This window comes from Paraburkholderia sp. 31.1 (assembly GCF_014397645.1).
Classification (GTDB): Bacteria; Pseudomonadota; Gammaproteobacteria; order Burkholderiales; family Burkholderiaceae; genus Paraburkholderia; species Paraburkholderia tuberum.
This window is the reverse complement of record NZ_VZQN01000054.1, coordinates 1-13,066: the sequence shown is the minus strand read 5'-3', so window position 1 is coordinate 13,066 and position 13,066 is coordinate 1. Positions and strand designations below refer to the sequence as shown.

Below are 13,066 nucleotides of genomic sequence, written 5' to 3'. Positions count from 1 at the left end.
CCGGGCTTCATGGCTAACGCTTCCGGTGCATAGCGGGGAGCAGATAGCTGAATCCATAACAGTCGTCGGCCCATGCGGGCAAGGCGGCCGCCAGGGAGTCAGCGTGGAAGGAGACAAAATATGCTCGTTCAGCATGCAGCGCCCACGACGGGCGAAGTTTCGGCAGCTCAGACGGACGTGCGCGCTTATGCGTGGGTGGTGTTTGCGTTGACGGTCGGATTGCTGCTTTCCGACTATATGTCGCGGCAAGTGTTGAATGCCGTGTTTCCGCCGCTCAAGGCGGCATGGCATCTGTCCGACGCGCAGCTGGGTTCGCTCAGCAGCGTGGTCGCGCTGATGGTCGGTGTGCTCACGTTCCCGCTGTCGGTTCTGGCCGACCGCTGGGGCCGCGTGAAGAGCATCGTGCTGATGGCGGCGATGTGGAGTCTCGCGACGGTGGGCTGCGCGATCTCGGCGAACTATGGGCAGTTGCTGCTGGCGCGTGCCTTTGTCGGAATCGGCGAAGCGGCCTATGGCAGTGTCGGTATCGCAGTTGTTCTGAGCATCTTTCCGGTCCGGCTGCGCTCCACGCTGACCGGCACCTTCATGGCGGGCGGCGCGTTCGGCTCGGTGCTGGGCATGGCGCTCGGCGGCGCGGTGGCGGCTCACCTCGGCTGGCGTTCGGCATTCGGCGCCATGGCGGCGATGGGGGTCGTGCTGGTCGTGATCTACCGCCTCGTCGTCACCGAAAAGCGTCTCGTGCCGCTGCAGCCGGCGAGCGTGACGAGGCAGGCGCAATCGCGCGGCATGTGCATGAGCCTGCGCGCGCTGATGAAGGGCTTGTTTTCGACGAAGTCCGTGGTGTGCGCCTATGTGGGCAGCGGCCTCCATCTGCTGGTTCCTGCCGCTGTGTGGGCATGGATGCCGAGCTTCCTGAATCGTTACTACGGCATGGCCACCGGCAAGGCTGCGATGTGCGCGGCGGTGTTCGTGCTGGTGACCGGGGTGGGCATGGTGGTGTGCGGAAACCTCGCCGACCGGCTCAGCAAGAACATGCGGGAACGCAAGTGGAGCGCCGCAATCGCCTTCTGCCTCGCCTGTTTCGTTCTGCTCGCGATTGGCTTGCGGATGCCCGCGGGGCCATGGCAACTGGTCGTGATCGGCGCCGGCATGTTCTTCTGCGCCGGTGCGAGCGGCCCGTCGGGTGCGATGGTGGCGAACCTCACGCCGCCGACGATTCACGCCTCGGCGTTTGCGACCCTGACGCTCGCGAACAACCTGCTGGGCCTCGCGCCGGCGGCTGTTCTCACGGGGATCATCGCCGATCGGATCGGACTGCTGGGCGCGTTGCAACTGGTGCCGTTCGCACCGCTCGTCGCGGCCGCCGCATTCATGATCGGCAAACGGAACTACTCGGGCGATCTGGATCGGCTGAACACGCTGCGCGAGCAGGCGGCACGCTGACCTCGCATGGTGCCGCGCGGACGGCGCGGAGCACCGAACCTGTAACTGCGCCGCTGGCGCAACGAATTCTGCAAAGTGCAGATCAAGTAAAGAATTGGAGAGTCAACATGGCAAAGGCAGTTCGCTTTCATGAAACCGGTGGTCCCGACGTGCTGCGCTACGAGGACGTCGAAGTGGGCAACCCCGGTCCCGGTCAGGTTCGCCTGCGCCATCAGGCAGTGGGCCTCAATTTCGCCGACACCTACTTTCGCAGCGGCCTGTATCCGGTCCCGCTGCCCGCGGGGATGGGCGTGGAGGCCGCGGGCGTGGTCGAGGCCGTTGGTCCGGACGTCACGAACGTCGCGGTGGGCGATCGTGTGACTTACACAGGCTTCCTCAACACGCTCGGCGCGTACAGCACCGAACGCCTGATTCCGGCCGCGCCGCTGATCCGGCTGCCCGATGCGATCGACTGCGAAACGGCTGCCGGCATGACCATGCGCGGGTTGACCTGCGCGTATCTGATGCGCCGCATTCACGACTTCAAGGCGGGCGACACGATCCTTCTGCATGCCGCCGCCGGCGGTGTCGGCCTGATCGTTTCGCAATGGGCGAAGCTGCTGGGTCTGACCGTGATCGGCACGGTTTCGAACGAGGCCAAGGGCGAGGTGGCCCGCGCGCACGGCTGCGACCACGTCATCAACTACAGCCACGAAGACGTCGCCAGGCGCGTGCGCGAACTGACCGATGGCGTCGGCGTGAACGTCGTGTTCGACAGCGTCGGCAAAGACACCTTCGAGGCTTCGCTCGATTCGCTGAAGCGCCGCGGTCTGCTGGTTTGCGTCGGCACGGCCTCCGGCCCGATCCCGCCGTTCAATCCGCAACTGCTGGCTATGAAAGGCTCGCTCTATCTGACCCGCCCGGCTCTGGCTGACTACATCGCCGACCCGGCCGAGAAGGACGAGCTTGCCGGCGAAATCTTCGGGCTCATCGCCTCGGGACGCATCAAGATCGAGCTGAATCAGCGCTATGCGCTCGAAGATGCGGCGCAAGCCCATCGTGATCTGGAGTCGCGCAAGACGACGGGTTCGTCGATCTTCGTCATCTAAGGAGCTAGCCATGCGAGTCGAACAACTGACGTGCTCGATCGGCGCCGAACTGATAGGGGTGAATCTCGCCCACGCCGTCTACGACGATGGCCTGTTTGCCCAAATCCGCTCGGCGCTGCTGAAGCACCGGGTGCTGTTCCTGCGCGACCAGGACATCACGCGTGCCGAACACGTGGCGTTCGCGCGCCGCTTCGGCGAACTGGAAGACCATCCGGTCGCGGGCAGCGATCCGGAAAATCCGGGCCTCGTGCGTATCTACAAGACCCCCGATCAGCCCAACGACCGTTACGAAAACGCGTGGCATGCCGACGCCACCTGGCGCGAAGCGCCGCAGTTCGGTGCCGTGCTGCGCTGCGTCGAGTGTCCGCCCGTCGGCGGCGACACGATGTGGGCGAACATGGTCCTCGCCTACGAGAATCTGCCCGCGTACGTGAAGGCTCAGATCGCGGACCTGCGCGCGCGCCACAGCATCGAGGCGAGCTTCGGTGCCGCGATGCCGATCGAAAAGCGTCTCGCGCTGAAGGCGCAATTTCCGGACGCGGAGCACCCGGTCGTGCGCACGCATCCGGAAACGGAGGAAAAGGTGCTGTTCGTGAGCGCTTTCACGAGCCATTTCACGAACTTTCACACGCCGGAGCGAGTGCGCTTCGGGCAGGACGCGAATCCGGGCGCGGGCGATCTGCTGCGCTATCTGATCAGCCAGGCGTACATCCCCGAGTACCAGGTGCGCTGGCGCTGGCAGAAGAACAGCATCGCGATCTGGGACAACCGCAGCACGCAGCACTATGCGGTGATGGACTACCCGCCGTGCCACCGCAAGATGGAACGCGCCGGCATCGTCGGCGACAAGCCGTACTGAACTAGCAGGTAGCTTCCCATGAATTACGAATTGAAACCGACCATTCTGATGGTTCCGGGTCTGCGTGACCACGTCGCGGAGCATTGGCAAACCCTGCTGCAGCAACGGCTGCCGAAAGCGCTGTCGGTGCCGCCGCTCGAGCACGACAAGCTCAGTTGCGCGGCACGCGTCGCGGCGCTCGATGCCACGCTCGCGCGGATCGACGGCCCGGTCATTCTGGTCGCGCATAGCGCTGGCGTGATGATCACCGTGCATTGGGCGGCGCAGCACAAGCGCGAGATTCACGCTGCGCTGCTCGCGGCGCCCGCGGACCTCGAGACGCCGATGCCGGCGGGCTATCCGGAGCTGGATACGCTCGAGCAGAACGGCTGGCTGCCGATTCCACGCAAGCCGCTGCCGTTTCCGAGCATCGTCGGCGCGAGCCGCAACGATCCGCTCGCGCGGTTCGAGAAGGTGCAGGAGATGGCGCAGGACTGGGGCAGCCGCCTCGTCGATCTGGGCGAAGTGGGGCACCTCAACCCTGCTTCGGGCTTTGGCGAATGGCCGATGGCGGAGACGTTGATTCGCCGCCTGGTACTGATGTGACGCGGCCCGCGTCGGATCAGAAGGAGTCTGGGATGTCGCGTCGGATCGTGGTGGGTGTTGCCGGCGAGCTCGCGCCGGGCCAGCGCAAGCTGGCCTTCATCGATGGCCGCAGCATCGTGCTGTTCAACATCGAAGGCTCGCTTCACGCCATCGACAACACATGTCCGCACAACGGGGCCGCGCTGTCGAGCGGCCAGCTGGAAGGCTGCATGTTGCGCTGTCCGGCGCACGGTCTGCGCTTCGACGTGCGCACGGGCTGCATGGCGGGAACAGGCGGATTGAGCGTGACGACCTTCCCGGTCGACATAGTGGATTCAAAGGTGGTGGTGAGTCTCGACGCGCCGAACCCGACGCCCTCGCAAGCGCGAGCCGGCAGCGCGGCAACGTAAGGCCGGTAGGCCGGGCCCGAGACGCCACAACCAATCAGGAGACGGAAAGATGCAAGGCTTGATGATGCAGCAGTCGCTGCTGGTTTCCGCGCTGCTCACGCACGCGGAGCGCCATCACGGCGAACAGGAAATCGTGTCGCGACGCGTGGAAGGAGACATCCATCGTTATTCGTATCGGCACCTCGCGCAGCGCGCGCGCCGTATGGCCAACGCGCTGTCGACGCTCGGCGTCGGCCAGGGCGAGCGCGTCGCGACGCTCGCGTGGAACGGCTATCGCCACATGGAGCTCTATTTCGCGGTGTCGGGCTCCGGGTCCGTGCTGCATACGCTGAACCCACGACTGCACGTCGACCAGCTCGCGTACATCATCGAGCATGCGGAAGATCGTGTCGTGTTCTTCGACCTGACCTTTCTGCCGCTGATCGAGAGCGTCGCGCCCCGGGTGAAGAGCCCGAAAGTATTCGTGGCGATGACCGATCGCGCGCACATGCCGCAAGCGAACGACCTGAGCGGCATGCTGATGTGCTACGAGGATCTGCTCGAGTTGCACGACGACGTTTTCGAATGGCCGCTGCTCGATGAAAACAGCGCGTCGTCGCTGTGCTACACGTCGGGCACCACCGGCAATCCGAAGGGCGTGCTGTATAGCCATCGTTCGACCGTGCTGCACACCTACGCGGCGGCGCTGCCCGATTCGCTGAACTGTTCCGCGCGCGACGTGATCCTGCCGGTCGTGCCGATGTTCCATGTGAACGCGTGGGGACTGCCCTATATCGCCTGCATGGTCGGCGCGAAGCTGGTGTTTCCGGGGCCGGCGCTCGACGGCAAGTCGCTCTATGAACTGATCGAAACGGAACACGTGACGCTGTCGGCCGGCGTGCCGACGGTGTGGCAGGGACTGCTCACGCATGTCGATGCGATGGGCGGGACCTTCTCGTCGATGCGACGCACGGTGATCGGCGGCGCGCCGTGTCCGACCGCGATGACCGAGGCGTTCCAGAAGCGCCACCGGGTGGAGGTACTGCACGCGTGGGGCATGACCGAATTGAGCCCGATCGGCACGGTCTGCAGCTTCAAGGCGCATCAGCAGTCGCTGCCGATGGAGGATCAGTACAAGGTTCAGGCGAAGCAGGGGCGCGCGCTGTTCGGCATCGACATGCGGATCGTCGACTCCAACGGTAATGAATTGCCGTGGGGCGGCGAGAGCGCTGGCGATCTGCAGGTGCGCGGTCACTGGGTCACGCAGCAGTACTTCGGCGCCGACGTCGAGTCGCCATTGTGCGACGGCTGGTTTCCGACCGGCGACATCGCGACGATCGACCGGCACGGCTTCATGCAGATCACCGATCGCAGCAAGGACGTGATCAAGTCGGGCGGCGAATGGATCAGTTCGGCGGCGATCGAAAACGTCGCTTATCTGCATCCGGAAGTCTCGACGGCAGTGTGTATCGCCGCCCGGCATCCTAAGTGGGACGAACGCCCGCTGCTGCTGGTCGTGAAAAAGCCGGGCAGCGAGCTGACCAGCGACGAACTGCTGTCCTTCTTCAACGGCCGGGTCGCGCGCTGGTGGACTCCCGATGCAGTGGTGTTCGTCGACACGGTGCCTATCGGCGCAACAGGCAAGGTCCTGAAGAACCAGTTACGCGATCAGTTCGGCAACTACTACCTGCCCTGACGCACGGCTTTCGCAGCAACGCAGTTCGATTCACGCAACAACGCGACCGGGTACGCCCGGCGCACACAAAACCACCAACCATTTGAAGCGACCGCAGCATCGGCTTTTGCGCCACCGCCGGTACGCGAAGGAGACACAATGAAGTTGAAGTCAAGCAGCGCTGTCGTGTTGGCCATTTTCGCCACCGCGGCTCATGCGCAGTCGTCAGTGACGCTTTATGGCGTAGTCGATACGGGGCTGCTGTATCAGAGCACATCGGCCGCTACCTTTCTGCCGCACGCGCCGAACACGGGCAAAATTTATCAGCTGAAGGACGGCGGTATCTATTCGAGCTTCTGGGGTATGAAGGGAAGCGAAGACATTGGCGGCGGCTACAAGATCAACTTCAAGCTGCAGGGCGCGTTCAACACCACGAACGGCAAGTTCGGTCTGTCCGACACCCCGGGCGTCACGGCGATCTTCAACCAGTTCGCGACGGTCGGCGCATCAGGGCCGTTCGGTACCTTCGACGCCGGCCGGCAGATCATTCCGATGATCTACGCGATGGCGGAAACCGACGTCCGCGGCGCGCAGTATTTCGGCAGTGTTCTGACCGCGTGGCTGGGCATCAATCAGGCGGCCGGCTGGCCTGGCACGAGCACGAACGCGCCGATCGGCGCGCTGTACGACAGCAACGCGCTCGTCTACAACTCGCCGAAATTCCATGGCGCGTCGCTCGCGCTCGAGTACGCGCCGGGCGGCGTCGCCGGTCAGTTCCAGGGCGGTACGCGCGAGTCGGCCGTGCTCAAGTATTCGAACTACGGTCTGAATCTGTCCGCGTTGTATTACAACGGCCACGATACCAACCCGTACCCGATCACCTACCCGGCGGCGCCCGCTATCCCCGCGACCGGGCTTGCGAACAACCGTTTCTACTATTTCGGTGCGTTGTACACGATCGCCGGATTTTCGGTGTCGGCCTCGTACGGCGCCGGCAAGAACCCGGCCCATACCAACACCGCGGACTTCGAAATGATCTCAGGGGGCCTCGGCTACCAGTTCAATCCGCGTTTCAAGATCACGTCCGGGTACTACTACCTGAAAGACAAGAACAACTCGGCGAACCATTCGGGCGAGTTCGCCGTGGGCGCGGAATACAACCTGTCCCAGCGCACCAAGGCTTACGCGCAGGTGGGTTATGTCAACAACAGGGGGACCATGAACCAGACCATCGTCTATGGCGCCCCGGTTGCGCCTGGCGTGTCCACCACGGCGGCCATGGTCGGCATCCGCCATAACTTCTGATTACGTCGCCTATAACAACTGGAGTATTCGATGAAAAGCATTCAGGCACGCGCGTTGGCGATTGCCATATTGATTCTGGCCGCGTCGAGCAACGCATGGTCGCAGTCGGGCCAGACGGCTAGTGCAGCTTCGGGCGCACCCGCGATGTCAGCTAGCGCAGCCGCTCCCGTCAGCTCGAGGCAAGCCAATCGCGCGCTGCGTCGGCAGGTGTATGCCGCGATCGGCAAGCATAAGGAGATCAGCGCCGGCAATATAAGCGTCATCGCAAAAGGCGGTGCGGTGACGCTGAGCGGCACGGTCACCGACGCTTCCCAGATCAATCAGGTCGCGGAGATCGCGAAGGGTGTTCCGGGGGTGACTTCGGTGACCAACAAGCTCACGGTGGAAAAGCCGTTCGGCGGGATGTAAAAAGAGCTCACGCATCGGGGGATTAAGCGCGAGGAGCCCAATATAACAATCCACTAGCTGTCGAACAGCGCCGTGTAACGGCGCTGCATCTCTTCAGGCGTGAGCGCTTCGATCTGCGCGCCGAGCATCCATTCGTGGCCGAATGGATCGCGCACGGTCGCCGAGCGCTCGCCATAAAAATGATCGGTTAGCGGGCGGACCACGGTTGCGCCCGCTGCAACCGCTCGTGCGAACAGCTGGTCGACGTCGTCGCAGTGGATATGCAGCAGCACACTCGGCCGGCTGTCGCCGGTCGGTCCGAGCATGTCGTGCTCGGGATATTCATCGGACAGCATCACGGTCGCGGGACCGATCTTCACTTCGGCATGACCGATGCGGCCGCCTGGCTCGGTCAGGCGAAACTGCTCGACGCCGCCGAATGCCTGCGCGTAGAACTCGATAGCCCGTGCGGCGTTGCGCACGCGCAGATACGGGTAGAGCTCGTGGATCGCGTTCATCGTCACCTCCTGGTTGCTGGTGATGATTATCGGAGAAACGCGTCAATCCAAGGGCTTTTTTGCATTTTCGACGCCGGAGCCCGCGCCAACAGGCCGCCAGTGAATCTCGTGTGCACTGGACGGGGTCTGCCTCATGCCTTAGTTCAATACGATCTCCACGCGCCGGTTTTTTGCGCGTCCGTCTGCCGTCGTATTCGGCGAAACGGGATTGGCACTGCCGTGTCCGTTGACAACGAATTGCTGCGCCTTCAATCCGTGGCTCTGCAGATACTGCGCCACGCTTTGCGCGCGCTGCGTCGATAATTTCTGATTGTAGGAGCTGGATGCCGTCGCGTCGGTATAGCCATTCACCATGACGGTGTCGAACCTCGCACCTGCCGCAGTTTTGATCAGCGCGTCGAGACGAAGACGAGCTTCGGTCGTGAGCGTCGCCTTATTGAGTTCGAAAGTTGCATCGCCGTTCAACGACAGCTTCTGAGGCGGCACGCGTGCTGGAGCGGCAACCCGCGCGACGGGGGGAGCAGCAGGCATCGGTGAAGGGGCTGCGACCGGAGCTGTCTGCGCGACAGGCGCCGCTCCGCACTGGAATGTCAGCGTGCGCACGTCGCGATGACTTCCAGCGGCCGCAAGCGGCGCAATCTCCTGCATCGGACGCACGGGGTTCTTGCCGCAGATTTCGCGAGCCTTCGAATAACAGGTGTTCTGGCTCGAGATGAGTCCATCGCAATCCACCCGAAACGCCTTTTCATTATTCGGCAGGTTGACCGAGTATGCACTAAACGTCGGGCCTGATGCGGCGGAACATCCTGCGAGCAGCACGCTAACCAGTAGCGCTGCTCCAAATTGCGTTGTCATGTCGAACTTCATGGAGTATTGAGCCTCATTGGTCTTTTTCTTCATCTGCACGAATTCACGTCGGTTTTTCGTTGCGTCGTCGCGGTTGATGCCGTGGGCAATTGACGCGGCCAACCACCGTGCGTCCACACTCTTTCAGTGTGCAATCGCGGCCACCCAAAGAGCGACGCTCTGTTTGGTCTCCTGCGCGTGAGTTCGTGAACTGTAGCTGTGCATATTCCTGGCAATTGCCACAATTTGTAAATCCGTCCGACGAGATTTACGGGCAGGCGATTTGGTGAAACGCTCAACTGCTGTCCTTCGCGACCAAAATCTGAACTTCTGTCAAAGTTTGCGGATTTACGTCAGTTATTAGAAAAGAGTTAAAGCGTGCTTCACAGGCTCTCTAAAAGTGCTTACCTTACGCTCGAAATATCGCCTGGCCTTGCCCAGGCGCTCAAGCGCAGCAATTTCACGAGAACAGAAATGAAGAGCATCGATCTTGCCAACTCAATTGATGCGGTATTTTCCGATTCGATCCGGCAGTGTCTTGCGGAGCAAATCGGCCTTTCGTCGGAAATACTCGGCAGGATTCCGACCCACGCCAGCCCTGCGCTGATTGCTTCGCTGATGGCGGCTGCGGTGACGCCCGATGGGGCGAAGGCCGTATTCTCCGCTGTGATGTCGCCAGAAGCGAATGCCCGTATCGAAGAGCAATTCCTGCGGCTGTGTAGTGCTTCATCGAGTATCAAAGACCTTGAAACAATAGGAGAGTCGCTCTTCGTGCGTTCTACCGGCACGCGTATCGCGCTGGCGAGTGATCCGATCTCGCGTCAGACCGGCATACCGCCTCAGGCCGCTCATGTCATGACCACGTTGGTCGGTTCGGTGATGTTCGGCGTGCTCAAACATCACATTCTGCTTGAGCAAGGAACGTTGGCCGGACTGCCTGCGTTGCTCGGCGGTCAATTACCTGTCGTATCGAGGCTTTTGACCGATGGCGTCGCCGAATCGATCGGATTTGAAAATGCTGGCAATTTCGCTCGATCGATTGCAGGCAGGCTTGAGTCAGTAGCGGCCAATATGATGCAACCGATGGCTGACGATGAAAACGTACTTCGACGTTCCGCACCCGCCGCGGCGCACGAAGTCGCAGCGCCGGTCGGCGGAGCGAGGTCTTCGCGTAGAGGCATATGGCTGCTGTTTGCCGTGTTGACGGCAATACTGCTTGGGGTTTTCGCCTATGCCCAATTTTTCGGGCAGAGGGCGGGTGTTGAAGCGACCGCGTCGTCGAATGTTTTGACCAGTGGCGTCGTCGCGCCCTCGATCGCGTCGGCCGTCCCTGGCGTCGTAGCGCGACCGGACGCGGCTTCATCCGTACCGCAGGGATGCGCGGCGGCTCCGATGACGGCGTCGGGAGGTGCAGCGTCTGCCCCGGCGGCCGATGCTGTATCCGAAGCCGCTTCAAATCCGGCGGCGAACGCTTCCACGAGAAGTGGAAAGATCGCTTTTAGCGTCAATGAAGCCGGCGTACCTTCATTGACGGGTACGCTGAGTAGCGATGCGGAGCGGCAAACACTTACCGATGTGTTGAACCGAAGATTTGGCGCGGGACGCTTCGCCGCCGACCTGAAAGTCGACGCGAGCCTGCGCCCATCTGACTGGCTGACGCATATCGATGAGCTCTTGTCGTTGATGGCCCTGCCGCGCGCCGAAGTCGGAATAGACGCGCAGCACATCGAGCTAGGCGGGGCGGCGGCGAATGCATCGCTTGGCTGGAAGCAGCGCCTGCAGAATGTGTTCGGTCCGTCCTGGGAAATCGGTCAGTTCAGCGCGGGAAAAGCCGTCGATCTCGCCACGCAGCTGTTCCTGAGCACGATGGTGAAGATGCTCGATGCGGGCAACGCGTGCAAAGGTCCGGATGTCGCAACAGTTCTGAACTTGCAGGTTGTGGACTTCGCTGCATCCAGTGGACATATCCCTTTATCCGCCAAAGAGAACCTTGCCGAGTCCGCACAACTGCTTAAGGCATGTTCTGACGACGGCCATCCCGTGGCACTCGATATCAAGGCATATTCCGACAACGTTGGCGATGAGCAGGCCAATCTGCTGCTTTCGCAACAGCGTGCGGACGCGGTGCGCGGTTTTCTGATCGAGGCGGGGGTGAAGCCGGACCTGTTGACGGCACGCGGCTATGGCTCAGCGACGCCGATCGCGAGCAATGCGACGGCGGGCGGTCGCTTTGCGAATCGCCGTGTCGAGTTTGTTCTGGCGCAAGCTTCGGTTGGCTAACAGATTGCGTTGGCTGAAAGCACGGGTTTCACGCTGGGAGCGTTAGGCACGTTCGGGCCAGACTCGGGGGCCTCGCGGAATGGATCAATCGCAAGCCCTACCCGACAGACGCACAAGGGCCGCCGATGTCACAATTCTTGGCAACCCACACGTACGCGTCCGGTTACATTCGGTTGCGAGTGTTCTAACCCGAACCTTGTGAGCACCGAACGAAACTGGAGCTATCCATGGCAACCCCGCATCAGGTCCAAGTGACCCTTTCGCTTCACCCCGAAGATTACGCTTCACTCAAGATGGCCGCGCGAGCTGCCGGTCTTGACGAGTTGTCGTTCGGCATTCTGGCAGTCCATCGCGAGGCGCGTCGCGTGTTGGCCGAGGACCGGCGCAATCGCGAAACCGCTCCGCACGACTACAAAATTTTTTGATTGCTGAAGGTGCCTGGCATGGTTGCATGGTCTGCAGAGGATCTGCTCTATCTACGCCTCGGCACGGAGACGCCGAATTGGTCTCTTGCCGCGGATGACGACATGCTTTTGCTCGCGGCCGGCCACGGCGAGAAACGCGTTGGGGTTCGACTCACCAGTGTGCAGTTGGAGAAGATACGCATGGCGAAAGGCGGTCTCGTAATAACTGCTATGGGCGTGATCATTCTAGGGGCATATTTTCGGCTGTACCTGGTAGGCCGGAAAGTCAACGATCATGTGTGGAAAGGGAGGGCGTCCAGCGATGCTAATTTTCTCCACGTGGCACAGGCGGCGGAGGAGTCGACCGCCTATCCATCGATAGTGGTCGATCTTGTAACAGCACCCTGAAAACAAATACAGATGTCGTTTCCCTGGCCAGACGGCGTTTGATCGAATTCGATCAGATTTTCACGCCAGAGCCTGGATACGATTCTGGAAATTGTTAGCGGCGACGGGAGCGACGCGTAATGAATGAGTTAAAGACGAAAACAATATCGGAATTGCATCAGCAACTCGAAGCGATGGAGGCGTGGCTCACGTCAAAACCTGCGATTGTGACGGGCGTGCAAGGGGTGAGGATCATGCGTCTGGTTGCACTGATGTCAGGCGATGCATTCCGGTATGCGCTTGTCAGGACGAGACCAAAAGGGCGCTGGTCCTAGCGTGCGTCAAGCACCTTCGTGGTCGTTCTGCCAGCTCTCTACGATTCGCATCTCGAACTCTCCTTCGAGTTTTAACAAACCTTGACAGACCGGGTTGCCCCGCGCCGGTAGAGTACATGCGTCCGCAAGTTGATGCGGTTCGGTCGCGCGCACATTGCATTAATCGTTCAGTCGGCGACAAACTGTGCCATACACAAAGCTGTTCAAACGCTTTCTTCGGGAAAAGCTGATATATGCAAAGCGAAGTAACTACTCAACCGGGGCTACCTGAGGCAAAGAAATTCGCGCGCCGGACCGACGAAGTTGAAGGCATGTCGGGTCTTCGCAAGCGCTGGATCGCATTGCTTGGCATCGGGACGATTTCACTGTCACTGCTGTTCGTGTGGGGATTTCTCCATTTGATTCTCGCGCTGATATTTCCGAAGTCGGTGGTTGTCCATTAGGTCGTTGCGGGTTGAACTCATAGCGTTATACATAAGTCCTTAGCCGAGCCCGTCGCGGAGCGCGCGTAGCGTGTCAGCGGCAGCGAGTACCTGATCGAGCCCTCGCCAGATGGTCTTGGCACCCGGTTCACCGTCGCTCTTTC

Annotated in this window: 14 protein-coding genes; 12 read left to right on the top strand and 2 right to left on the bottom strand. The window is 61.4% G+C overall.

Annotated elements, in window-relative coordinates; all coding sequences use genetic code 11:
• The first annotated feature begins 120 nt into the window (after positions 1–120).
• The 8 genes from F6X37_RS30940 to F6X37_RS30905 all read left to right on the top strand — a co-directional run bounded on the left by F6X37_RS30940 (position 121) and on the right by F6X37_RS30905 (position 7,731).
• Complete coding sequence (locus tag F6X37_RS30940; protein ID WP_090809457.1) at positions 121–1,443, top strand: MFS transporter; 1,323 nt, start codon at positions 121–123, stop codon at positions 1,441–1,443.
• 107 nt (positions 1,444–1,550) lie between these two features.
• Complete coding sequence (locus F6X37_RS30935) at positions 1,551–2,531, top strand: quinone oxidoreductase family protein (protein ID WP_187613940.1); 981 nt, start codon at positions 1,551–1,553, stop codon at positions 2,529–2,531.
• 10 nt (positions 2,532–2,541) lie between these two features.
• The gene (locus F6X37_RS30930; RefSeq protein WP_187613939.1) at positions 2,542–3,390 is read left to right on the top strand and encodes a TauD/TfdA dioxygenase family protein; all 849 of its coding nucleotides are present in this window, start codon (positions 2,542–2,544) and stop codon (positions 3,388–3,390) included.
• Between the two features lie 18 nt (positions 3,391–3,408).
• Entirely contained in the window at positions 3,409–3,975 is a 567-nt protein-coding gene (locus F6X37_RS30925) for an RBBP9/YdeN family alpha/beta hydrolase (RefSeq protein WP_187613938.1), read from the top strand.
• 32 nt (positions 3,976–4,007) lie between these two features.
• Positions 4,008–4,364 (top strand): Rieske (2Fe-2S) protein, encoded by a 357-nt coding sequence (locus tag F6X37_RS30920; RefSeq protein ID WP_090810467.1) that lies wholly within the window; start codon positions 4,008–4,010, stop codon positions 4,362–4,364.
• Between the two features lie 49 nt (positions 4,365–4,413).
• Positions 4,414–6,039 carry a 3-(methylthio)propionyl-CoA ligase gene (locus F6X37_RS30915; protein ID WP_187613937.1) on the top strand — a complete coding sequence of 542 codons (1,626 nt, stop codon included), beginning with the start codon at positions 4,414–4,416 and terminating at the stop codon, positions 6,037–6,039.
• Between the two features lie 138 nt (positions 6,040–6,177).
• Positions 6,178–7,323, top strand: coding sequence for a porin (locus F6X37_RS30910; protein WP_187613936.1), 1,146 nt, complete (start codon positions 6,178–6,180; stop codon positions 7,321–7,323).
• A 30-nt stretch (positions 7,324–7,353) separates the two neighbouring features.
• Positions 7,354–7,731 carry a BON domain-containing protein gene (locus F6X37_RS30905; protein ID WP_187613935.1) on the top strand — a complete coding sequence of 126 codons (378 nt, stop codon included), beginning with the start codon at positions 7,354–7,356 and terminating at the stop codon, positions 7,729–7,731.
• A gap of 53 nt (positions 7,732–7,784) precedes the next feature.
• Here F6X37_RS30905 and F6X37_RS30900 read toward each other — a convergent pair whose 3' ends face one another.
• Positions 7,785–8,228, bottom strand: a complete 444-nt coding sequence (locus F6X37_RS30900; RefSeq protein ID WP_187613934.1) for a VOC family protein — start codon at positions 8,226–8,228, stop codon at positions 7,785–7,787.
• Between the two features lie 138 nt (positions 8,229–8,366).
• Complete coding sequence (locus tag F6X37_RS30895; RefSeq protein WP_262420091.1) at positions 8,367–9,197, bottom strand: OmpA family protein; 831 nt, start codon at positions 9,195–9,197, stop codon at positions 8,367–8,369.
• Between the two features lie 255 nt (positions 9,198–9,452).
• Between F6X37_RS30895 and F6X37_RS37715 the strand changes: the two genes are divergently transcribed.
• The 4 genes from F6X37_RS37715 (at position 9,453) to F6X37_RS30875 (ending at position 12,923) form a co-directional block, all read left to right on the top strand.
• Positions 9,453–11,354, top strand: coding sequence for an OmpA family protein (locus tag F6X37_RS37715; protein WP_187613933.1), 1,902 nt, complete (start codon positions 9,453–9,455; stop codon positions 11,352–11,354).
• Between the two features lie 227 nt (positions 11,355–11,581).
• The gene (locus F6X37_RS30885; RefSeq protein WP_184060612.1) at positions 11,582–11,779 is read left to right on the top strand and encodes a hypothetical protein; all 198 of its coding nucleotides are present in this window, start codon (positions 11,582–11,584) and stop codon (positions 11,777–11,779) included.
• Positions 11,780–11,797: 18 nt separating this feature from the next.
• Entirely contained in the window at positions 11,798–12,166 is a 369-nt protein-coding gene (locus F6X37_RS30880; protein WP_184060614.1) for a hypothetical protein, read from the top strand.
• A 547-nt stretch (positions 12,167–12,713) separates the two neighbouring features.
• Entirely contained in the window at positions 12,714–12,923 is a 210-nt protein-coding gene (locus tag F6X37_RS30875) for a hypothetical protein (protein WP_187613932.1), read from the top strand.
• Positions 12,924–13,066 lie beyond the last annotated feature (143 nt).

Excerpts from the sequence above, each read along its gene's own strand:
- F6X37_RS30940 (WP_090809457.1), top strand. The coding sequence starts at position 121 with ATGCTCGTTCAGCATGCAGCGCCCACGACGGGCGAAGTTTCGGCAGCT.
- F6X37_RS30935 (WP_187613940.1), top strand. The coding sequence starts at position 1,551 with ATGGCAAAGGCAGTTCGCTTTCATGAAACCGGTGGTCCCGACGTGCTG.
- F6X37_RS30930 (WP_187613939.1), top strand. The coding sequence starts at position 2,542 with ATGCGAGTCGAACAACTGACGTGCTCGATCGGCGCCGAACTGATAGGG.
- F6X37_RS30925 (WP_187613938.1), top strand. The coding sequence starts at position 3,409 with ATGAATTACGAATTGAAACCGACCATTCTGATGGTTCCGGGTCTGCGT.
- F6X37_RS30920 (WP_090810467.1), top strand. The coding sequence starts at position 4,008 with ATGTCGCGTCGGATCGTGGTGGGTGTTGCCGGCGAGCTCGCGCCGGGC.
- F6X37_RS30915 (WP_187613937.1), top strand. The coding sequence starts at position 4,414 with ATGCAAGGCTTGATGATGCAGCAGTCGCTGCTGGTTTCCGCGCTGCTC.
- F6X37_RS30910 (WP_187613936.1), top strand. The coding sequence starts at position 6,178 with ATGAAGTTGAAGTCAAGCAGCGCTGTCGTGTTGGCCATTTTCGCCACC.
- F6X37_RS30905 (WP_187613935.1), top strand. The coding sequence starts at position 7,354 with ATGAAAAGCATTCAGGCACGCGCGTTGGCGATTGCCATATTGATTCTG.
- F6X37_RS30900 (WP_187613934.1), bottom strand. The coding sequence starts at position 8,228 with ATGAACGCGATCCACGAGCTCTACCCGTATCTGCGCGTGCGCAACGCC.
- F6X37_RS30885 (WP_184060612.1), top strand. The coding sequence starts at position 11,582 with ATGGCAACCCCGCATCAGGTCCAAGTGACCCTTTCGCTTCACCCCGAA.
- F6X37_RS30880 (WP_184060614.1), top strand. The coding sequence starts at position 11,798 with ATGGTTGCATGGTCTGCAGAGGATCTGCTCTATCTACGCCTCGGCACG.
- F6X37_RS30875 (WP_187613932.1), top strand. The coding sequence starts at position 12,714 with ATGCAAAGCGAAGTAACTACTCAACCGGGGCTACCTGAGGCAAAGAAA.